We start from the raw sequence: 23745 nt of genomic DNA, 5'->3' as shown, positions 1-23745 counted from the left end.
AGTCGATAAAGACTTGAGGCAAGAGCTGTTCGTTAAATTAAGTGACTAGCCTAGAACAACGACAACATCGTTCACGCTGCCTTCTGCTTGTACTGGGATTGCACCTTCAACTGACTCACCGTTGATAGTGATAGAGGTAACCCCTTTGCTTACTGCATTCGGGTTTTGCACTGTGATGTTGTAAGTCGCGCCACGCCATTGACGAGTAACCTCGAATTCCGGCCAATCAGTCGGGATACAAGGATCGACTGTTAATCCTTCAAAGCCTGTGCGAACACCAAGAATAAAGTTGGTTACCGCGAAGTAAGCCCAACCAGAGGTACCCGTTAACCAAGGGTGGTTTGCACGACCATGGTCTTGATGATCTTTACCCATGATGAACTGCACGTACGAGTATGGTTCTGCGTAACGTGTTTCAATCATGTCGTTTTGGTTGTACGGGTTCAGTGCGTCGTAGAACTTCATCGCACGGTCACCACGACCTAGCTTCGCTTCTGCTACCCAAGCCCATGGGTTCGGGTGAGAGAAGATTGCGCCATTCTCTTTTACGCCTTGATAAACGCGAGTCACAAAGCCGATATCATCGTTTGGTGTTGCGAATGAAGGAGAATTTAGGTGCAAGCCGTATTCAGAGAATAGGTTCTCATCAACAGCGTCCATCGCTTTCTCGCCACGCTCTTGAGAAACCGCGCCAGATAGAACCGCTAGCGTGTTTGACTCAAGGTGTACACGACCTTCAGCTTGTTGAGCGGTACCGATCTTGTCGCCATTTTTTGTTAGACCACGGATGTACCAGCCACCTTCGTCATCCCATAGGTGTGTTTCACACGCTTCACGTACGTTCGCGGCCATTTCTGTGTATTTAGCAACGTCAGCATCGTTATTACGGAACTTAGCAAGATCTAGGAATTCTTGTAGAGCCCAGAAGTGCAAGAATGAAACCATTGAAGATTCACCGCCACCAAGGTTTAAACAGTCATTCCAGTCTGCACGAAGACCCTTACAGATACCGGTTTGCCCCACGTATTCTGCAGAGAAGTTCAGTGCCGCTTTCATGTGTTCATAAACGGTCGCTTCGCCACCGTCTGCGTATGGAATTACTTCATCAAAGAAGTCGTGTTCACCGGTTTCCATTACATACTTGATGATAGTCGGAACGATCCATAAGTGATCATCAGAACAGGTGTCTTCAATGCCGTGGATCTTGTCGTCATCTGACGGTGTTGGAACAACCGTTGGTGATTTTGAAGGTTCAACGTCTGCTTTTTCTGGATCGAACCAGTCTGGATCGAACAAGTGTAGACCATAGCCCGCTTTCACTTGGCCGCGAAGCAGGTCGATAATACGTTTCTTGGTCATTTGTGGGTTGGCATGAGGTACTGAGATTGCGTCTTGCGCAGTATCACGGTAACCAAGGCCAGTACGACCACCCACTTCAATGAAGGATGCAAAGCGAGACCAAACAACACAGGTTTCCGCTTGGTATAGCGTCCATGTGTTGATCATGGTGTCTAAGCCTTCGTTTGGAGACTTAACTTGGAATTTGTTGCAACGCTCGTCCCAGTGATCTTTGATGCCTTGGAAAGCGGCATCGACGTTGGCTGTGTCTTGGTACTTTTCACGTAGGCGCTCGCCGTTGCCTTTACCGATACCGAGTACATAAGCAAAGCGAACTTCTTCACCCGGCTGAATCGTAAATTGCTTGTGCAGAGAACCACAGTGGTTGTAACAGGTTTGAGCGCTGTTAGAACATTTACCGTTCTCAACGGCAATTGGGTTCGCTTCATCACGGTACATGCCAAGGAAGTTGTCACGTTGGCCGTCGTAGCTATCTGGTGAGAAAGTTGAAGCTAGGTAGTAGAAACCTTCAAAGTCGTTAGTGTTGTAGTACAGGTCGTATTCAAGAACACCTTCTTGGTAAGACGTACCCGCAGAGTACAAAGACATCTGATGGTTCTGATTATCCGATTGGATGTGGCTGAACGAGAACTCAACAAATGAGAAAGTACTGATGGTTCTTGGTTTGTCAGTGTTGTTCTTTAGTACCACGTCCCAAACTTCCGCATCTTCACCCTTAGGAACGAATAACGTTTTGGTTGCTGTAATACCACTGTATTCACACTTGAATTTTGAGTATGACAGGCCATGGCGTACTTCGTAGTTCGCTTCATCTAGGCTCTTTGCCACAGGCTGCCAAGAGATAGACCAGTAATCGCCCGTCTCATCATCACGCAGGTAAACATAGTGTCCTGGACGGTCGAAGGTGCCGTTTGGACGGAATTTAGTAACACGGTTGTATTCCGGAGAATTGTAGAACGAGTAACCGCCCGCATTGTGCGAAATTACGGTACAAAATTTTTCAGTACCTAGGTAATTGGTCCAAGGTGCTGGTACATCAGGGCGAGTGATGACGTATTCGCGATTGTCGTTATCGAAATAGCCGTATTTCATTGTCATTTCCTTTTTAACAAACTGCATCTATGCAGCTAATTTTTAAATAGTGATGCTGAGTCGAATCTGACTGAGCACCTTAATCAGGGGAAGCAAGTACTCGACTTGAGTGTGCTTTGGTTTCGTTTTATTGAGCTTTCCAAGGGTTGCGATAATCAACATTGAGTCTGTCGAGTAATGGCAGGTGGCCCTTTAGGCGAGATAGGTAATCTAGCCAGTTTCGGTTGTTTTTATGTGTCCAACATCCTTCAGCTAAAGCGCTAATTCTTGGAAATACCATGTAATCCATGCGCTTTTGATTGGTAACGATCTCACACCATAGAGCACACTGAATTCCGCGGATCCGCTTACGAATTGGATCGGTGTCGGATATCTCAGCGAGGGCTTCGTAGGTATAAGCTTGTTCTAAGGGGATAACGGCAGCCCAATCTACGCCCGGTTCTTCCGGTGCATAATCTTGGGTCATGTCGAGATAGGTAAACTGTGCTGGTTGCAGCACCACATCAAAGCCTTGGCGAGCACAATTGATAGCGGCTTCTTCACTGAGCCATGAATAGATGATGGTCTCTTTGCTCACCTTGTCGCCGTGCTGTGCTTCTTCCCAGCCCACCATGCGCTTGCCGAGTTGCTTGAGTTTGTTTTCGGCATAGCGGAATAGGTGACCTTGTAGATCTTTGCTGTCTTGGTACTGGTGCTCTTTCATCAGTGCTTGAGCGGCAGGGCTATTGGTCCACACACCGGGTGGTACTTCGTCTGCGCCCATGTGGATCAATTCGCTAGGGAAAAGCTCTGCAACTTCTTCAATCACAGCATCTAGGAATTGGTAAGTACCCGGTAAACCTGGATTTAGCACGTTGTCGTTGTAGTGCTGAATACTCTTGTATTGTGTGGTGTCTGCTTGCTCAACTAGCATGTCTGGTAGTGATTTTATCGCGGCGCGGCAGTGGCCTGGGATGTCAATCTCAGGGATCACCGTGATGCTGCGTTGCTCTGCGTATTCAATGACTTCGCGAATCTGTTGCTGCGTGTAGAAGCCGCCATAGTTATCCGCAAGGTGGGTGTATTGCGGTTCTAATGCATGATCAGGACCTCGCCAAGCGCCGATTTCAGTCAGCTGAGGCAGGCTCTTAATCTCAATTCTCCAACCTTCATCGTCAGTTAGGTGCCAATGAAATACGTTGAACTTGTAGTGCGCCAGTTGATTGATTAAACGCTTCACTTGCTCTACCGAGTGGAAGTGACGCGCGCAGTCCAACATCATGCCTCGGTACTTAAAGCGAGGGTGATCGGCGATTTTGCAGCATGGAATAGAAAAACTTTCGGCATCCAGTTGTTGAATCAATTGAATCAATTGAATCAGACTTGCCACGGCGTGTGTAAACCCAGACTGGCTACCTGATTCAACAATTATTTGTTGTTCAGTAATGCGGAGTTTGTATTCTGCTTCGTCTAATGTTGGATTGCTGCGAAATAGAATGTCGCCGCTTTCGTCTTTTGAAAGTTCAGTTGAAAGCTCATTCGAAAGAGATATTTCAAAGGTAGAAAGTAATTCTTGCTGCAACCAAGAGACGGCTTTATCTGCAAGGTGAGATTGAACCTCAATCTTGCATTCACAGCTTAGCGCGAAGCTACCTTGCTTGAGTTCGATCTGATTTGGTTGAGGAATCAATGCAATTTCAGCAGCGTTAACTTCAGGTATTTGATTACGTTCACGGTACGGCGAAGCCAGTACTATGGGTGATATCGCGACAGGCAGTACCGATGTTTCGCCATCATGATGTGATTGGATAAAGGCATCATTAAGGCCATCAGAATAGAAGCGGAATGGGGCGCTTTGAATACTGAATTCAAGGTAGTAATGGTTATTGGCCTTTAACACGGGCGAACTTGGTTTGAACGAGCAATAGCTTCCAACTTGAGTCAGTTCACCTTGCGATAGACTCTCAGGAAGGATGAATCGGTCAAATGCAAAATGCAGAGACCAATCTTTTACGTCGAGGTCACTTAAATTATGTACCGTAAGGCCAAATCGGCAGTTATTTTTTTGTTCAGAAAGAACAGCTAAGTCGATGCGATAATTCATATAACTTCCCTGCTAAGCCTGTTGATACAAGTTGTGTTTTGACTTGCCGGCAAACATCAATGCGCCTTCGATAGCGTCAAATTGAGGTTTAACGATCCATTGTTGTACTGGTGGTGATAGCCAGTTGAGAATACGCTCAGCGATACTTCCCATTAAGCACACCTTGTCAGCGCCTTTTCGATGCAGCGCTAATACAAACATTTCGATATCGGCTGCAGTCTGCTTAAGCATCTCTATAGCCAGTTCATCGCCTTCATTTGCCAGTTGAAAAATGACGGGAGAGAATTGACCGTAATCTTTTGGAATCGCGCCTTTTGACCATGCCACGATCGCATCAACATCATTATTGAAATGATTCATAACATGTTGAGTCAGTGGGGTTTTGTTACGAATACCATCTTCAGCGAGTAGAACTTGCTGAATTAAACGAAGGCCCATCACTGCGCCGCCGCCTTGGTCAGAAATTGGAAATTCACGACCACCAACCACGTGTTGTTCGCCGTTGTTTAGGTAGATACCACATGAACCTGTACCACCAATCATGATCGCGCCGTCTTGGCCATTATGTGCACCAATACATGCACCATAGGCGTCTGTATTGAGTGTCATACTTGCGAAAGGGTGTGCTTGTGCCATGAAGTCGAGCCATGCTGACTTCTGTTCAGCACCAGCTAGCGCCAAACCAACATGCATATTAGAAAAATCGTTAGAGTTGAGTTGCCCTTGTTGTGCGGCTTTAGTAATCGCATCAACAATTGAACTCATTGCAACATCGACACCCAAAAGGATGTTGGCACTGCCACTTTTCGCTTCACCAATGAGTTTGCCTTGGTCATCACGAATGCGAGCACGGCAAGATGTACCGCCACCATCAATACCTACGTAGTAAAGCGTCATGATTATTGCTCCTTACTTTGTGCTAGGAAGTTGAATTGCGCAGCCGTTGCTAGCAAATACCACGCTCCATGAGGGATCCATTGTTCACCCCAGCGCCAGTTTTGAAGCATGTCGTCTTTCTGTGCTGGTGGGTTGAATGCGATGTCTTGTTCGTCTTCGAACCCTGCCGTGATGCCATTGCAAATCCCGCCTTTGGCATTGAAGAAACCAAGTTGTGGTAGATAGTCTGGGTTGTTATGACCGTGGCCATCAAGCATGCACATGTGGTAAGGATTCAATCCTAAAATCCAATCAAGGCTGTTTTGTGACAGTTGGATTAAGCGCTTTTGAAGATCGGCATTTTGAATGTGTGGTTGAACTAAGTACGCCATGGTCGCAATTGAGCCAAGACGCGCGTTTTCGCCTTGCCACCAGTAGCCAGTTTCGTTTTGTTGAGCGACGAAGAAGGCATCACGTTTATCACCATCGACAGATTTTACGTATTGTCTTGGGTAGCCAAATGGGTTGATGACTTTGTCGGTAATGTTGATTTCGAACTGACAAGCTTGCTCAACAACCACACGTGCTTGTTCTTTCAACTCAGTGTCAATTTCATTATCGATGTACTCGCACAGAGCAATTACAGGAAGGCCAGCTTCAGCTGCATGGAAATAGGGGCGAGAGCCATCAGCATTAGCTGACCAAAAGTGCTCAAATGAATCATCAGATTGCTGACGTGCGATCAAGCGACTAGCCCAAGTTCTTGCTTCTGTTAGGTATTGCTGGTCTTGAGTTACGCGATACAGCTCATTGGCTGCGAGCAGGGCACAATACTCATCGATGATGTTCTCTTCACCATCGTTTAGGTACTGGAGGTTGTACTCTTTTAGGTGCCAGTAACCCTTAACAGCCGTTTCAAGGTAGGTGTGGCTCGAGTAACTGCCCGAGGTTTCAAGTTCAGATGCAGCAGCTAATGCGGCGATAGCAACGCCCGCACCTTGTCGGTAGCCCGCTTGCAAGTCCGTTGATTTGTTACCTTCTTGAGTGGCGTATGCGCAGATGTCACGTTGATTGATGTCTTTACTCCACTTGTCGAATACCGTCATGTAAAAGTATCCGTCAGCGTCTTGCATACGCACTAAGAAATCGGCACCGAATAGGGCTTCTTCCACTAAACGAGTCATAGAGAATTTAGGAAAGTCTGGGTTATTGCTAGTCAAGCGCACGCTTTTGAGCATGTTCCAAACAACCATCGGAATTTGTTGTGGGTTGAGATAATTGCCATAAGATAGGTGGCTAAAGTACTTACTTACATCACCCGATGCGTCGTACCAACCGCCATGAACATCGACGTATCTGTCAGTGCCCATAATTTGTGCTTGTCGATCTTTTTTGTCGAAACTACCGCCACAGCGTTGTGACTTAAAGTAATGAAGCACATCAGAAAACGTGTGGTTCATTAATAGGTTGCTACCAATCACAAATACTTCAGAGCGTAGGTTGTCAAAACGTAGGTAGTAGCGACCTGATTCAGTGAATGAACTGAAATCGATAGTGAAGAATTGCCCTTGATGCCAATTTGCTACGCGGCCTTGTTTAACCACATCAAAACTTCCGACAGTGATATGGTTGTCGGCACACACCAAAAGTGCAGTCGTACTTGATAAGCGAGCTTTCTTGGTTTGCAGAATAGCCTGCTTTGGAGCCGTGGATTCGTAGCCAATATGGTTGGTCAATAACAGCATCAATATTCTCCGACAGTCCTAGTTTCTATTGGCTAGGTACTTGAATGTTTTGGATATAAAATATTTTGGATATAAATAGTTAGGGCCCGCAGACCCTAACTTGGTTTTATTGCTTAGCTTTCGTGTAGGTAACAACGCACAAAGTGGTTATCAGCTAACTGCGTAACCCCTGGTAACTGCTCTTTACACTTGTCCATTGCATGAGTGCAACGGCCTGCAAATGGGCAACCTGCAGAGACTGGTGTCCAAAGAGGGATCTCACCTTTGTTGCCTGCGAGTTGTTCGTGGATCGATTTTTTAGGATCTGGAACCGCAGAAACAAGCAATTGGGTGTAAGGATGCTGAGGGTTAGCAATCACATCATCGGTATCGCCCCATTCCACCATGTGTCCTACGTACATCACTGAAAGATCTTCAGCAATGTAACGAGCGGTTGCGATATCGTGGGTGATGTAAAGTAGAGACATTTGTTTCTCAAACTTCATTTCTTCCATCAGGTTCAAAACACCAGCACGAATCGATACATCAAGCATCGATGTTGGTTCATCGGCTAATACAACTTCTGCACCAACTGCAATGTTACGGGCTAGGTTGACACGTTGACGCTGACCACCAGAGAGTTGATGAGGGTACTTTTCTGCCGTTGCTTGTGGTGGCACTAAGCCAACTTGCTCTAGAAGATCGTACACACGTTCCTGTAACTCTTTCTTGTTGCCCGGAGATACTTTTTTGTGGATCAACAATGGTCGAGCTATGTGGTGAAAGATGTTATGTGTTGGGTTCAGGGAACCAAACGGGTCTTGCCATACCATCTGCACGCCTTCACGGTAGTGCATAAGATCTTTTCTGCTTGAGATCTCTTGGATATCACGACCTTTGTATTCGATCGTACCGCCCGAAGGCGCGTACATTTTTGCGATCATTTTTGCTGTTGTTGATTTGCCTGAACCTGACTCACCAACCACAGCTAGGCCGCGACTTTTATACATCTTGAATGATACGTCGTTAATCGCACGCATCATTGGGGTTTGAATTGTGGTACTGCTTATTGGGAAGTCTTTTACGACATTCTTGCCTTCTACCAATAATTGACCGAAATCTTTGCTCATAATTGTCTCCAGAATCCTTATTCGCTTTGCTTGCATTTCGGCGGTCGAGCCGCCTTATTCGTTATTCACGCTGAATCAGCGTGCAAGCTATAGCTTCCTTTGTACTATTGGGTCACCGTACAGGTGGCAGTTAGACAAATGTCCCGGGTCGATAGAACGCAGCTTGGTTGGCACCTTGGTACACGTTTCATGTACACGATCACAACGAGCTTGGAAACGACACCCTTCAGGGATCTCTAACAGGTTCAGAGGGTTGCCCGGAATGCCTGCTAGTTTTGTCTTTGGCCCTGTTAGTGGAGGGAAAGAACTTCCCAGCCCTTTGGTATAAGGGTGGTAAGGGTTTTCTAGAATATCTTGAGCATTGGCAACCTCAATGAGCTCACCTGAGTACATGATGCCGATACGGTCAGAGAACTCGACCATCAATGACAAGTCATGGGTGATGAACAGAATCGAGAAGCCAAACTCTTCTTTTAGTGCATAGATCTTTTGCAGGATTTCGCGTTGAACAACCACATCAAGTGCGGTCGTTGGCTCATCCATAATGATAAGCTTTGGATTCAATGCTAAAGCGATAGCAATAACCAAGCGCTGACGCATGCCGCCAGAGAATTGGTGAGGGTAGTCACTCAATCGGCTCGGGTGAATATCTACGATTTCAAGTAGACCTTCAGCGCGTTGCTTAGCTTGCTCACGAGTCATGTTGGTGTGACGCATAATTACGTCACAGAACTGCTCTTCCATTGGTAATACAGGATTGAGTGCGTTCATCGCACTCTGGAATACCATCGACATCTCGCTCCAACGGAACGCTTGCATACGGTCATCACTGTATTCAAGGATGTTCTCACCATTGAAGATAACCTCACCACCACTGATGTAAGCGGGCGGCTTATGCAGACGCATAAGAGAGAAAGCAACAGTTGATTTACCACAGCCAGATTCACCAGCTAGGCCGAATACTTCACCTGGAGCAATGTCGAAACTTACGTTGTTACACGCACGTACATCGCCAGACTCTGTGATGTAATCCACGCATAAATTGCGGATAGAAATTAGTGGTTCAGACATGATTATTTATCTCCGCTCCAAAGTGCATTTTGTGGTGGTAGTTCAGGTTCACGTTCTTCTTTGTCTTGTGCTGCTAATTTCTTCCAACGCTTCATACCTTTGTGAGAACGCAGTTGCGGGTTGGCAATTTCATCGACAGCGAAGTTAAGTAGAGCAAGACCAGTTACAAGTAGTGTCAATGCGATACAAGGAGCCAACAGTTCCCACCAAGCGCCAATCAGCATTGATGAAGAGGTTTGAACGTTGTAAAGCATGATGCCCCAGCTGATTGTGTTCGGGTCACCAAGACCTAGGAACGAAATCGTTGCTTCCATCATGATTGCGTACATCACCGAGCCGATGAAGCTCGCGCCAACGATAGAGATAAGGTTTGGAAGAATCTCTACGAAGATAATACGAAATGAAGATTCACCCAGAACTTCAGCGGCTTTTACAAACTCTTTTTCACGCAGTGCTAAGGTCTGGGAACGAACAACACGCGCGCCCCAAGCCCAGGACATAAAGCCGATAACCAAGGTTATGGTGAGTGGCCCTGCCTCACCGATAAAGGCTGCAACTACGAACAGTAATGGGTATTGAGGAATAACCAGCATGATGTTCATTGCGGCTGTCAGAACATCATCGACACGGCCGCCAAAGTAGCCTGCGGAAACACCGATAACCGTTGCTAGTAAACATACGGTAAGACCCGCACCAAAACCTACAGCAAGAGATACGCGTGCGCCGTATACCACTTGTGACCAAACGTCACGACCCATACGAGTTGTTCCCAGTACGTGGTCTGCCTTCTTAGACATTATCAACGTACGACGATCGTCTGCTAGGTTTTGAGCAACCCAGCCATCAGGGTTAGTTTGTGCAGACTTAACCACGAAGCCAGGGTATTCGTGTGGATTACCTGTACGTTTGTCTGGCACATGTTTTGTGATCAATGGAGCCGCAATCGCACCAAGAATAAAAATACTTAGGATGATGACGCCGGTTAAGGCCATCGGGTTACGCCAAATGAGTTTTAGAATATCTTTCATGATTATTTACCACCCTTACGAAGACGAGGGTCAAGAACAACGTAAAGCATGTCTGCAACTAGGTTAAAGAACAGCATGAATAGCGTCATGATAAGCAGTTGGCCTTGCAGTACTTGGTAATCACGAGCGTTAATTGCGTTGAAAAGTACGCTGCCAAGACCTGGGTAGTTAAAGATGATTTCGATAATTAACTGACCACCGATTGCCATACCTAGCGACATAGAAAGTGCTGTCACACTTGGTAGCATCGCGTTGCGAGCTGCGTAATTGAATACCACTCGGTTTTCGCTTAGGCCTTTGCCTTTCGCCATGGTGATGTAATCTTCAGCTAGCAGGTTGATCATGTTGTTACGCATGTTTACTAGGAAGCCACCAATTTGAACAATAGATGCACATAGCAAAGGTAAGAAGGCGTGGTAAGCGACATCTTTAATGAATGCCCAGCTTGTCCAATCTGGAATCGTACCTGCGGTATAGGCGTAACCTGTTGGGAACCATTTCAAGCCGATTGCGAAGGTAAACAGCGCAATCATGGCAATAACAACCTGAGGAACGGCTTGTAAAATCAGCATCCCTGGAGTCACAAATGCATCGTATTTGCTGCCACGTTTCCACGCTGCAAAAATACCTAGGATTGAACCAATAGAGAAAGAAAGAATAACGGCGGTGCCTGCTAAGAATAGCGACCAACCAAATGCTCCACCCAACAGAGTATTTACAGAAAGTGGGTAGAATTGAATTGATGTACCAAGCTCCCAGCTTAGAATGTTCTTCATGTATGCGCCGTATTGAACCAGTAAGCCCCCATCAACGAAGCCTAATAGTTCTTTCATTGCAGCAATACGCTCAGGAGTAACTTGTACAGAAGCGTTCGCAAACATCATGGTAACTGGGTCACCAGGCATTGCTCTTGGAATAATAAAGTTTAACGTCGCTGCAACTAATAGCGCGACAAAATAAAATGACAAACGTCTTAAAAAATAACCCATAACTCACACCTTACTCACCCAGATTGTTTCCCTGTTTCTGGATTCAGGTCGCTCCTAGCGAAATTTGGAACGAAAAATCCCCTGACGACTAGCGCCATACTTTCAATTGATAGTGTGGGGATTTTTATAAGCGGCGTAAGAAGTTACGCCGCAAAGATTGAACGATTACTTATTTAACTGGTTTTAGGTCCAGTACATGAAGTAGACGCTCTGGAATACCAGCCCAAATGTTTGGACGGCCTTTTGGATTTTCTTCGTTCCACCAACCAGTGAATCGAGTTGTGTTGTATTGGTACATGTAAGCACCAGACATCACAGGGATTGTCACTTGGTCTGCAGCGATAATTTGCTGGATACCATGTGCAATATCTAGCTGTTCGTTCTTGTCAGCTGTTTTGTAGAAGCTGTTTAGAAGACCATCTAGCTTGTCATTTTTGTAGAAGTGCATAGCGAAACGAGGCATACCATCACCAGATTGTAGTGATGAGTTGTAAGCACTGTTCCAGTACGTGTATGGATCCGCACCGTGGAAGTAGTTTGTGTATGCTACGTCGTATGTACCTTCAAGCATTGCTTGGTTGTAAACAGAGAAGTCAGGTGTACGAGCTTTCGCTTTAATACCGATTTCGTTTAGTTGCTCTACCGCAAGTTGAACTGTGTTGTTGAAGTCAGTCCAGCCGTTTGGCGATTGAATCATTAGTTCGAAAGATTTGCCTGATGGAGTGTCAACAAAACCATCTTTGTTTACATCTTTGAAGCCAGCGTCAGCAAGAAGCTTCTTCGCGCCTTCAGCGTTGTAAGTGTTGAAGCCTTTGTATTTGTCGTGAGTTTTTTCATCAGACCAAGCTTCAAACGCGTAGCCAAGACCTGATGCGAAATCGTTCACAGTACCGCCACCGTAGAATGCGATGTCGATGATAGTTTGGCGGTCAAGAGCCATAGAGAAAGCACGACGGAATTCAACGTTGCTCAATGCTTCATGCTTCGCAGCATCAGGGTGTTTGAAGTTAACGATGAATGCTTGTGTACCTGCTGGCGGGTACCAGTAGTGGTGTTTAGGGCTTGCTGCAGCGTATGTACGATCGATATCTGGAACGAAAGAAGACGTCCAGTCCATTTCACTGTTTACAACTTTACCTAGGAACTGGTCGTTGTTCGCAATTTGTGGAACACGTAGGCAGTCAACATCTAGGTTGTCTGCATCCCAGTAGTTCGGGTTTGCACACTGGATGTACAGTTGCGCTGTAAACGTATCGATTTCTGTAAATGGACCAGAACCTACCGGGTTCTCATTGGTAAACGTTGATGGATCTTTAACGTCTTTCCAGATGTGCTTAGGTACTACAGGTACTTTAGCAATCTCGTAAGGTACGTTTGAGTTTGCTTCTGTTAGTGTGAACTTAACTTGGTTGTCGTTCAGTTTTTCTACAGAAGTTACCCAAGAGTTGATACCAGATTGGTCAAGCTCTGGCTTCTCTTTTACAAGGTTGAAAGAAAAAACAACATCATCAGCAGAGAAAGTTTCTCCATCAGACCATTTAACACCCTTACGAATGTCGAAAACAACGCTCATCAGATCATCTGACATTTTGAAGTTTTCAGCTAGACGGAACACCGGAGTGTTACCGTGCATTTCGTTAAATACTACTAAAGGCTCGTACATGAAGTCAGTTGTAGTATGTAGGTTAGTAGCACCAAGGTACGGGTTAAAGTTACGTACGAATGTAGTGTACTCTTTCGGGTGAACGGTCAGTTCGCTGCGCTCTGCAGCGGTTGCTACTGATGCAAAACCTGTTGTAGCAGTTGCAATAATTGCTGTTGCTATTGCTGTTTTTTTTATATTGGCAAGCATAGCTGTTCCTTACTATTTGCTTTCATTTCACTAATGGATTGAATGTTATCTGTCGCTAATTAGTTAGTAGATACACACTCTAGTTAAAGGTCTACCTCTTCTTCGTTGCTCCAGATTCATCTTTGATTCTGAGAAGTGGTAAGAGTGGCCTGTAGGCCTTTGGCAGGAGTAAGAAAACACCTTATCGATGAATTAATCAAACTCGTTTCCCGTCAAAAACGTTAAAAACACACAGCACCACGTCATTAACGTCAAAATAGCTTGCTTTGGTGGTTTTTTGTGCGCAATTGTTAAGGTGATGTGACTCGCATTTGGTTTTGTGGTGGCGGTCCAATGTAAGTAGGCACTAACCTTTTTGGCTTTTAATTATAGAGGCTTATCTTGCTGTGATGTAATTGTAGATCTCGGTCACTTACCTATTTTACGTTAAATTTTTCTAGAAAATTAAATCTGCCGTTCTGTTGTGACTCGCTTCTCAAACTGCAACAAAGAGCCGGAGGAATGTGAAATTCAGCCAAGAATAAGACTCAAAATAGTAACTGAACTGGTGATTGTTTAAGTTTGAGTAACGTGTCATTTTGCTTGTTTAATGCCGTAAAAGAAGTGTATTTGAATCGACATCATTGTCCTTTGGTCGCGTACGATATTCACAAAAAAGCCCACGCTAGGTGGGCTTCATTATTTACAGTAGCTTGAGCTTACTTCAGAGCTAACTGGTCAGTAGTTTTTGTAGCTTATCCCTTAGTGTCTCAATATGAGTTCTTTCAGGTGTCTGTTCTTTACAGTGCTCAAGTATAAACTCGATAGAGCTCAGTACCGTTCGCCAGCGAGGTGTTTTCGGTAGGGTTTCTACACGTAGATATTTGTCTAGCGTTCTAGTTTGCAGGGTACTGCGGTCTAGGTAGACGCGCCACAAGCCACTCTTCTCAGCGAAGGCAAACTTGGTTTCCCCTGTAACAGACTCCCAGTAGATGATGGCATTAGTCATGACATCGACCAGCACTTCACGCATCAGCTCTTGTTTGTTTTTACCTTCACCGGTTGCTTTATCTGCAAGGCGAGTAAATTCACCACCAAGCTCTTTCAGTTGTTGAAGTTTATCTTTGTCACCCTCAAAAGCGTAACTAGAGAGTGCCTCAACCGCCGTTTCAAGGTTATTGACTCGGTTTGAGTTAACCCCACCACCAACATTAAAGATATACATGGTGTCGAGCCCTGAGCCTTCAGGTAGCTTAAGGATATCACTTGGTATGCGCTGACGAGTGTCGTCTATATAGATATCAATATCACCACAGTAGTGAGCTTGTTCCACCTTAAGGTATTTAGGCGCAATGATCTCATCGGCCATAGAGCGTTTAAGCTGCTCTTGCCCGCGCCTAAATAGTTTTGCTGCAGCTTCGTTGGCAAATCGAATTCGTTGGTCATCACGAATACAGATGATGGCCTCAGGGGCTGATTCTAGCTGCTCTAGCAAGCGCCCTTGAGTTTCTAGCAGGTTCGCTTCAACCATGGCTCTGTGTTTAAGCTCCAGTTGCAATTGATCATTCTCAAGACGCCTTTGCTCAGCTTTACTTGCTGATAAGTGAGCCGTGATTCGCGCCGCCAGTTCTTGTTTGTTGAACGGTTTAGATAAGTAATCGTTGGCGCCAGCTTCAAAACCACGAACACGGTCTTCTGCTTGATTAAGAGCTGTGAGCATGATGATTGGCAACTGTGCATGATCGTATTGCTTACGCAGTGCTTCACACACCTGATAGCCACTCATACCTGGCATCATAATATCGAGAAGAAGTAACTCTGGCTTCTCTTTCTCAATCAGTTCAATGGTTTCAGGGCCGTCACATGCGGTGCGCACTCGATAACCTTCCAATTTCAAGAAACTGTCTAGCACGCGTAAATTTACTGGTTCATCGTCGGCGATAACCAGTAACGGACCGTCTGGATCTTCACTGATAACACTATTTTCTTGTTGGCTGTTATCAATTAAATCTGGCGCTTGGAAGTGCGAATAGCTTCCTGAATCACTGTAGTTATCCAATTCTTCTTGGGTGGCTAAAGGCAGGGTAAAGCTGAACGTCGTACCAAGCATTGGTTGGCTACTTACGTACAGTGAACCGCCCATCAGTTCAATCAGTTGACGACTTATGGACAACCCAAGCCCTGCACCTTGGCGGTAGTTACTGGAGTCTTGTCCTGCTTGAATCAGTGGCTCAAAGATGTGTTCTAAGTATTCAGCAGGTATGCCTTGGCCTGTATCAACAACTTGTACACGAATGTTGTCGTCGATAACGCTTGCTGAGATAACAATTTTACCTTCTGATGTGTACTTGATGGCATTGCCGACCAAGTTATACATCACTTGTTCTAATCGTTGAGGATCGGACGAAACCAACCCTAAGTCACTGGGTACTTGGTTAATAATTCGGATTGGCTTATTGCCCAACAGATGATGAGACAATTCTAGTACCAAGCTGGTAGCAGCAGATAAATCAACAGCAGATTTATTTATGTCTAAACTGCCGTAGCGCATTTTGTGGTAATCAAGTAGATCATCGACCAGTGTTGCCAATCTCTGGCCACTATTGATGATGATATCCAACTGGTACTTCTGGTTGGCAGGAATAGGACCGTTTGCGCCAGATATTAGCGCTTCAGCGATACCTACCATGCCATGTAATGGCGTTCTCAATTCGTGTGATGTTGTTGCTAAGAATTCATCTTTAAGTTTGTTGGCCAGTTGCAACTCTTCATTTTGTTTTTGAATGGTCTTAAGGTTGTCCTCAAGCTCATCATTTTGGCTCTTAATGAGCAGCATCTTTTCACGAATCGAACGTTGCATTCTTTCGAAGCTTACCGCGAGGCGGCCTATCTCATCTTTTCGTTCGGTATTAATCATGGTTTCATCAAGGTCACCCGCAGAGACTTTCTCTGCTGCCCATGTAAGCTTGAGTAACGGTGATGTGATGAAGTTAGACAGATAATGGGATGCGACAAATACAAGAATAATCGCCGTCAACATCACGATCACAAAGATCTTTTCTAACTGATGAATACGGGCAAACGCTTCTTTTTCTGGAAGCTCGACGACCAGTGCCCAAGTCGCATATTTGAGCTCAATTGGAGTATATGCAGCGATGATCGCTTGATCCTGAGCGTTGTCGAAGGTGCCAACGGCCGTTTCTCCTGCCAGAGCTTTATCAACAACATCTAAACTCAGATTAATCGACTCTTGTGAATGGGCAAGGCTACGTGGCAGATGATCATCGCCGACAAGCAAGGTTTGAATATTCGAACTCTTGTTGAGATCGGCAATAAGCTTAGTAATACCATTGATGGGCAGTCTAAACATGGCGTAACTGTGTAGGTAGCCCTGTTGAACGATAGGTGCGCCTAACCATGCGGTCTGTTTACCATTTTCGTCTTTAAAGTCAGAAACGATAACCGGCGTGTAGTCTTCGTTGGATTTGCGTTTGTCTTTTACGTCCTTTTCCAGGCGTTGAAAGGTTTTGCCGAGGTTTGCATCTTTGTACTTACCCGTCAGCAAGTTGGTGCCGTAGTCATCGCGCTTAAAAACTGAATAAGCGATGTTACCGTTAATGTCGACCAATAAAATGTCGTCAAAATCTGAACGCTTAAGCAGCTCTAAATAAGAGTTGTGGTAGCGCTTGTGAAGTAGACGATAGCGCTCGCTGCCAATAAAGCTACTGGACTCAGGAAGAATCGATGTTTTGATTTGATCGCCTGATCCTTGAATGTAGCGCTGCTGCGCATTAGCGCGTGCTTCGTCAATGTCTAACCCTAGGCGTTGGAATGCATTGATCAAACCATAGAATCGTCCGCCACTGGCATTGGCAAGCTCTGAGCGAACAAAGCCCATGACTTGGGATTCTTGAGCTTGTAGGTAATCGACAATTTGCTGCTGTTTAGTATCACGGACGGAAACAAGGTGCGAAGTACTTTGTTCCTGAAGATCCTGACTGTGCGATTGGAGGAAAAATATCGCGATAAGTGTTACTGGGGTAATACTAAGGACAAGAAATGCCAGCATTAGGGTATTTTGAAGGCGCTTAAACTTCTGCTTACGATAGAATCTAAACATAAATTGGGTACTACTTTCCTTTGATGTACTGCTTGAAAGGGATGAAAACAAGTACAGAGAATAGAATTAACGGGTTCCAATTTAACGAAATTAACGAGTTTTTTTACTTTGACAAGTAAGTGGTATTTAAAGCGTGTGCAAAAGCTCATTTTTATGGGCTTTTGATAGAAATATGAACAGACAGCGCAGATATTGACCCTGCGCTGTGTTAGATAGGCTATTTGCTTGCGTGATAGATCGCGAATTTGGTGGTCTTATTTAGAGTCGCGCATTTTCCAAAAGCTTGCTCAATAATTGGAATGTATTTTAAAAAACTGTTCGCAACAATAATCATCTCACCAGAACGCTTCATGTGGTTAGGAGCCTGAGCAAGTAAGGTTTCAGTCGCACTGTAGCTTGTATCCAAACCAGAATGGAATGGTGGGTTACTGATGATGAATTGGTAATCTTTTGATGTGTCAGAGTAGACATCTGAGGCGAAGACATTACCTGTTAAACCATTGGCTTCTAGCGTTGCTTGGCTAGACGCCACGGCAAATGCACTGATGTCGCACATTTCCAGTTCGATATCAGGGTGACGAGATGCCATTACCGCGCCCAATACGCCTGCACCACAACCGAAATCCAGTACTTTACCTTTCAGTTTGGGCAGGGTATCAAGTAATAGTTGGCTACCAACATCAAATTGACCATGACTGAAGACGCCTGGAAGACTTTTCACGGTCAGTGATTGCTCACCAATGTTAACCGTGTAGGTTTTAAACCAGTCTTGCAGGTTGAAGGCTGGTGGTTGCTCAAAGCATTGACCCCAGTAGAAAGAACAACGACGCGCTGAATCGTATTTCACGACTTTTCCGTAAGGAGCAAACATCTTCTCGATACTTTTAACACCAGAACGATTTTCGCCAACTACGACAATCTCGGTATCTTTACCTAACTTGGCAAATAACATCGCCAACAGAAATTCCGCTTCCGCTTTGGCCTTTGGCCAGTACAGCATCACTAAGTCGGCTTTGGTCTCTTCGGTAAACTCCGCACCATAAAAACGTTGGATGGTGCTGCAGCCTTCTAATTGACGGTAGTAGCTGTAATTAGAAGTAAACACGGTGACTGATTCACAATGTTTCGCTAATTCAACAGGGAATAAGTCTTCTGCCTCACCTGCAACTAAAACATGTTTGCCTTCAAAGTAGGCGAGTTGACGTTGAGCAATTTGGCTTGGGGCAATATAAGCTGACATAGGACACTCTATTGAATCGTTAGCAAAAAATGAGGGCGGATTTTCGCATAATCCGCCCAAAGCTTGAAGTGTTTAATACGGGTTCGGCAACCAAGTTGCTGAACAGTTGATCAACTCTTGTCTTGCTGGTTTAAAAAGTCTTTAAACTCTTCATCGTAAATATTGAAAAGAACGATAGTAATAGCAAAGATCAGTGGGCCGTAGATAAGACCAATTAGGCCAAAAAGTTGAATACCACCCAACAGTGAGAAGAAGATCATTAGGGTATTCATGCCTGCACTACCTTGCATCAGCAGCGGGCGCAGTAGGTTGTCAATTGAGCCAACAATCGCGACACAGTAAACCGTTAGGAAAATTGCCCACGTGGTATCACCGGTTAGGAATAAGTAGGTTGCGGCTGGGATCCAGATTAGAGCGGTACCGACCACGGGGATGAAAGAGGCAAAGCCCATCATAGTGCCCCAGAACAACCCAGGGAAACCAGCAATCCACATACCTAAACCACCCGCAAAACCTTGCGCTATTGCGGTTAAGAATGAGCCCATAACGGCAGACTTAGAAACTTGCTCAATCTCAGTGAGGAGCTTGTCTTCTTGGCTACGAGATAGCGGAAGAATATGACGAACCACACTGATGATTTTGTCGTGATCTCTTAATAAGAAGAACAGAACAAACAGCATCAAGAAGAAATCCATTAAGAAGTTGGTCGCATCACCAAGGATTTTCGCACTGATACCAACCAGTTTAGAACCAAAACTTGTCGCGAATTCTCCGACTTTCTGTGCGATGGCTTGGGGCTCAATGTTGTCGAAAGGCAGGTAGTTATTCACAAACGACAGCGCTTTGACCACAAGTGGGTGTGCAAACAGAGTCTGAATACCGCCGTGTGTTACCCATTGGTACGTGTTCTGAGAGAACAGAGAGCCTTGCTGAACAATTGCTGCAAATACTGCCAATAAAGGGATAACAATAATGAAAGTCAGAATCACACAAGACAGCAGAGAGACGATGTTTTCTTTATTCGGGAGCTTTTTTTCAAGCCACTCATGGATCGGGAACATCAATAGTGAAATGATAAAGGCCATCACGATTGAGTTGACGTACGGCTCTATAAGCAAGTAACAAGCATAAGCCGCCGCAAGTAGGGCAATGATGATCACCCAGTGGCTGGTATTGATTTTGAGTTTTTCTGACACGTTAATGGTCTCTATATTTGCGTTCTGAGTTTATAATGGCTGCAAAACAGAGAGTTAGCAATGAGGAGTTTTGATAATGGGATGCTGTAATAAAGATAATAAATGCCAAGACGAAGAACAGCCAATAAAAAAAGAGATCCCTTGGTTCAGAATGTTCCTAGGTACGCTGATGTTGTTGGTTTTTCTTTTCTGGGAACGTTAGACGTTTTTCGTTAGGTTTTCGAATAAATTGACGGGTAATTAAGCGGAGATATCCGCGGTTGATTACTTGAACGTACTAGGGCGTGTTGACCTTTCGTGGTTAAATTTTGTTCGAGATAAAAGCGTTTTAATCGCGGCGAGGGGGAAGTAGCCTAGTCATTCTAAGCAAATCTCCCTCAACAAAGAGTAAAACGCTTTTAGCCGAATCCTTCGGGCAGCGTTTGCTGGTCATTTCTACTGCGTTATCGGCTTCTCATGTAGGCTAGCTACACATCAAAGCCTCTGCCTTGTATAAATACCCAGCAACTCGCTGCAAAAATCAGCTCGAAAGATCAACACTCCCTAAAAAGGGCTGCATCTAATGCAGCCCTAAATTCAATCGGTTAGCGACTTATAAAGTGCTTTCGATTATTTGCTTTCAGCAGCAATGATCGCAAGAGAGCGGTCAGCAGCTTCTAGTGTTGCATCCAGTTCTTTTGAACCATGAGCAAGAGAAGTAAAGCTTGCTTCGAATGCTGAAGGTGCAAGGTAAACACCGTGATCTAACATTAGATGGAAGAAGCGCTTGAAGCGTTCTACATCACACTTAGTTACATCTTCGTAGCACGTTACCGTTTCTTGGTCTGTGAAGAAGAAACCAAACATACCGCCAACTTGGTGAACTAGCATTGGGATGCCGTGCTTGTCAGCAAGTTGCTTGAAGCCACTTGCCAACTGCTTAGTTTTTGATGCTAGACGCTTTTCGTTGCCTTCTTCTCTTAGAAGGTTCAAACATGCGTAGCCAGCAGCCATTGCAACAGGGTTACCTGAAAGCGTACCCGCTTGGTAAACAGGCCCCGTTGGTGCGATGTATTGCATCACGTCTTTACGACCACCGAAAGCACCCACAGGCATGCCGCCGCCAATCACTTTACCAAGACACGTTAAGTCTGGCTTGATGTTGTAGTAAGCCTGAGCACAACCTTCAGCAACGCGGAAACCTGTCATTACTTCATCAAAGATTAGCAATGCACCTTCTTGATCACAGATCTCACGTAAACCTTCGTGGAAGCCTTCTACTGGTGGGATACAGTTCATGTTGCCCGCGACAGGCTCAACGATGATACACGCGATCTCACCTTTGTTTGCTGCGAAGATTTCACGTACTGAATCTAGATTATTGAAAGTTGCAGTTAGCGTTAGTTTCGCAAAATCAGCCGGTACGCCTGGAGAGCTTGGTTGACCTAAAGTCAGTGCGCCAGAACCTGCTTTTACAAGTAGGCTGTCTGCGTGGCCGTGGTAACAACCTTCAAACTTAAGGATTTTGTCACGACCAGTAAAGCCACGAGCGAGACGAATCGCACTCATTGTTGCTTCTGTACCTGAGCTCACCATACGCAGCTGTTCCATTGATGGAACCATCTCAGATACAAGTTCAGCCATCTTGATTTCAGTTTCGGTTGGAGCACCAAAGCTAAGGCCGCGTTGAGCTGCTGCAATAACAGCGTCACGAATAACAACGTGGTTGTGACCAAGGATCATTGGACCCCAAGAGCCAACGTAATCGATATATGCTTTACCATCAGCATCAAAAATAAGTGGGCCATCAGCGCGTTCAACGAAGATAGGAGAACCACCTACGCCATTGAATGCACGAACTGGAGAGTTTACGCCACCAGGAATAGTTTGCTGTGCTTTTTCGTACAGCTCTGCTGATTTGGTCATTGATATATCCTCTTTTGACTGTCGGACCAATTGGCACGCATTGTACCTATCCGGAATCCAACTAGGAATGCCTTCGCTGATATAATCACCCGAATCTGGTTGTTTTGTGTGGTTACGCGTTTTAATTGTCAGATATTAGCGAGTTTACAGCAGTAAAAGGAACGATCCTGTGGTGAATACTTGAACGTTTCAGTCAGGTATTAGATAATCCCCAGAATATAAGAAAATACTCAACAACTATGGTCTCGATTTAGATTTGTATCATGTTGTTTTTGACACAGGTAAGAGAGGTTGTCGTGAGCGAAGTAAATATCCCATTGTCCTTTTCTGATGCAGCAGCTACCCGCGTACAAACGCTAATTGCTGAAGAAGAAAACCCAGAGCTAAAACTGCGTGTATACATTACAGGCGGCGGTTGTAGTGGCTTCCAGTACGGCTTCACATTTGATGAAAAAGTAAATGATGGCGACACTACCATTGTAAATAGCGGTGTGACGCTGGTTGTTGACCCAATGAGCCTACAGTACTTAATGGGCGGCATGGTTGATTACACTGAAGGCCTAGAAGGCGCACGTTTCTTTGTGAATAACCCGAACGCGACAACAACATGCGGTTGTGGCGCATCATTTAGCGTTTAGCGTGCACTGAAAGGTAGCTTGAACGGAAAGCTACATTAGAAATATTTTAAACGCCGAGCCAATGCTCGGTGTTTTTGTTTGTAAAAAATACACCATACAAAACAGACAGTAAGTCGACTTATTCTAGGCATGTACGCCAAGGTTATTTTGGGTGATTATGCTTAAGCTCCACTTTATTCATTTGCTTTATAGTAAACGCCATATTTTTTAAACTGTCGATAGCGTCCAACTTCGTTGGGTGTGGGTCTGTTAAAGTTACCTCTGTGCATCAGGATGTTGCATATGACGGTGTTAAGCTAATTAGCGCGCCTTAATCACATCGGACAAAAGGATTTGCTATGCCCACTCTATTTTCTAACTCTCCATTTTTTCAGAAACTGAAGCAGCCGTGGTTGGTTTCTCTGGTTCTAGTTGTACTGTTGTCGATTTGGCTTGGTTTAGGAGTGGGGCAAGCGGAAGAGTCGCCAGCAAAAAAAGCGACAGAAATTCCGTTGGCTAAGGTTTCCTTTCAAACATTCACTTCATCCCCCACCTTTAAAACCATAGATCTTTATGGTCGCACAGCACCCGATAGGCATGCTCGATTGGGAGCGGAAGTTGCGGGCAAGATTGTTAGGTTGAACGTTGTAAAAGGCGATGCGGTTAAAGCAGGGCAGGCCATTGCTCAGATAGATAAAGGTGACTTAGAGATTCAGCTAGAGCGAGCTTCGGCTTTATATCGATTGAAGCAGAAAGAATTTAAGGCGGCGCAGTCGCTGAAAAAAAGAGGCCTGCAAGGCGAGATAGCCTACACCACAGCTGAGGCTTCGTTAACTGAAGCGAAGGCTATGAAGCGTAATGCTGAACTGGCTCTAAAAAATACAGTCATCACATCGCCTTTCTCCGGTGTGGTTCAAGACTTGATGGTTGAGCTTGGAGATTTCGTAGGCGTCGGCGATCCGGTTGCTGGCGTGATTGATCTTGACCCTTTGGTTATTGAGGCCGATGTCAGTGAGCGTCATATCCAGCATTTGTTAGTCAATCAATCTGCTTTGGTTCGTCTGTTAGGGCGAGAAGAAGCGGAAGGTCGTTTACGTTATGTTTCACGAATCTCTTCTGCTTCCACTAATACCTTCCCAATAGAGATTGAGATCGATAACTCCAAAGGCTTGTTACCAGCAGGTGTCAGTGCTGAAGTAACACTCAACCTAGAAACAAGTGATGCTATCAAGATAACACCTGCGATGCTGGCTCTGGATGAGGCCGGTAACCTTGGGGTCAAAACTTTGGTTTCAGTCGATGACTCACCAACCGTGAAATTTGTAGGTATTCAGCTAGTAAAGGCAGAACAAGATGGCGTTTGGCTCACAGGGTTAGGTCAGCGAGTTGATGTTATAACTGTAGGCCAAGGGTTTGTGCGTGATGGTGATTCTGTGATTGCTGTTGAGCAAAGCGCTGAACTCTCTAACGTAACCGCAGAGTAG

General features: G+C 45.2%; 15 protein-coding genes. 2 read left to right on the top strand and 13 right to left on the bottom strand.

Translation table 11 applies throughout. The features are described 5' to 3' along the window. Window positions 1–45: 45 nt before the first annotated feature. From ACED25_RS07125 to hemL, 13 genes are all read right to left on the bottom strand, one after another. Complete coding sequence (locus tag ACED25_RS07125) at window positions 46–2451, bottom strand: GH36-type glycosyl hydrolase domain-containing protein (RefSeq protein WP_017100559.1); 2406 nt, start codon at window positions 2449–2451, stop codon at window positions 46–48. Window positions 2452–2578: 127 nt separating this feature from the next. Further along, a complete protein-coding gene (locus ACED25_RS07120) occupies window positions 2579–4534 on the bottom strand; it encodes a beta-N-acetylhexosaminidase (protein WP_017100560.1) in 1956 nt (651 codons plus the stop codon). Between the two features lie 12 nt (window positions 4535–4546). After that, the gene (locus ACED25_RS07115) at window positions 4547–5431 is read right to left on the bottom strand and encodes an N-acetylglucosamine kinase (RefSeq protein WP_017100561.1); all 885 of its coding nucleotides are present in this window, start codon (window positions 5429–5431) and stop codon (window positions 4547–4549) included. Between the two features lie 2 nt (window positions 5432–5433). Beyond that, window positions 5434–7155 (bottom strand): glycoside hydrolase family 9 protein, encoded by a 1722-nt coding sequence (locus ACED25_RS07110; RefSeq protein ID WP_371694969.1) that lies wholly within the window; start codon window positions 7153–7155, stop codon window positions 5434–5436. Between the two features lie 113 nt (window positions 7156–7268). Next, window positions 7269–8264: an ABC transporter ATP-binding protein gene (locus ACED25_RS07105; protein WP_009847565.1), complete on the bottom strand. Its 996-nt coding sequence runs from the start codon at window positions 8262–8264 to the stop codon at window positions 7269–7271. Between the two features lie 87 nt (window positions 8265–8351). Continuing rightward, a complete protein-coding gene (locus ACED25_RS07100) occupies window positions 8352–9335 on the bottom strand; it encodes an ABC transporter ATP-binding protein (protein ID WP_009847564.1) in 984 nt (327 codons plus the stop codon). A 2-nt stretch (window positions 9336–9337) separates the two neighbouring features. Further along, window positions 9338–10363: an ABC transporter permease gene (locus tag ACED25_RS07095; protein WP_009847563.1), complete on the bottom strand. Its 1026-nt coding sequence runs from the start codon at window positions 10361–10363 to the stop codon at window positions 9338–9340. A gap of 2 nt (window positions 10364–10365) precedes the next feature. Next, complete coding sequence (locus ACED25_RS07090; RefSeq protein ID WP_009847562.1) at window positions 10366–11352, bottom strand: ABC transporter permease; 987 nt, start codon at window positions 11350–11352, stop codon at window positions 10366–10368. Between the two features lie 169 nt (window positions 11353–11521). Next, the gene (locus ACED25_RS07085; RefSeq protein WP_009847561.1) at window positions 11522–13204 is read right to left on the bottom strand and encodes an ABC transporter substrate-binding protein; all 1683 of its coding nucleotides are present in this window, start codon (window positions 13202–13204) and stop codon (window positions 11522–11524) included. Window positions 13205–13913: 709 nt separating this feature from the next. After that, window positions 13914–17303 carry a response regulator gene (locus tag ACED25_RS07080; RefSeq protein WP_009847560.1) on the bottom strand — a complete coding sequence of 1130 codons (3390 nt, stop codon included), beginning with the start codon at window positions 17301–17303 and terminating at the stop codon, window positions 13914–13916. A gap of 217 nt (window positions 17304–17520) precedes the next feature. Further along, window positions 17521–18543, bottom strand: a complete 1023-nt coding sequence (gene rsmC, locus ACED25_RS07075; RefSeq protein ID WP_009847559.1) for a 16S rRNA (guanine(1207)-N(2))-methyltransferase RsmC — start codon at window positions 18541–18543, stop codon at window positions 17521–17523. A 110-nt stretch (window positions 18544–18653) separates the two neighbouring features. Beyond that, a complete protein-coding gene (locus ACED25_RS07070; protein ID WP_004734536.1) occupies window positions 18654–19739 on the bottom strand; it encodes an AI-2E family transporter in 1086 nt (361 codons plus the stop codon). 609 nt (window positions 19740–20348) lie between these two features. Further along, entirely contained in the window at window positions 20349–21644 is a 1296-nt protein-coding gene (hemL, locus tag ACED25_RS07065) for a glutamate-1-semialdehyde 2,1-aminomutase (RefSeq protein WP_371694967.1), read from the bottom strand. Between the two features lie 296 nt (window positions 21645–21940). On the opposite strand from hemL, the gene erpA reads away from it, so the two are divergent. Continuing rightward, entirely contained in the window at window positions 21941–22282 is a 342-nt protein-coding gene (gene erpA, locus ACED25_RS07060) for an iron-sulfur cluster insertion protein ErpA (RefSeq protein ID WP_004734539.1), read from the top strand. Window positions 22283–22620: 338 nt separating this feature from the next. Continuing rightward, complete coding sequence (locus tag ACED25_RS07055) at window positions 22621–23745, top strand: efflux RND transporter periplasmic adaptor subunit (protein WP_371694965.1); 1125 nt, start codon at window positions 22621–22623, stop codon at window positions 23743–23745.

Source organism: Vibrio sp. 1F263 (assembly GCF_041439035.1).
Classification (GTDB): Bacteria; Pseudomonadota; Gammaproteobacteria; order Enterobacterales; family Vibrionaceae; genus Vibrio; species Vibrio tasmaniensis_A.
The sequence above is the reverse complement of the archived record's forward strand: the minus strand, read 5'-3'. Positions and strand labels throughout refer to the sequence as shown.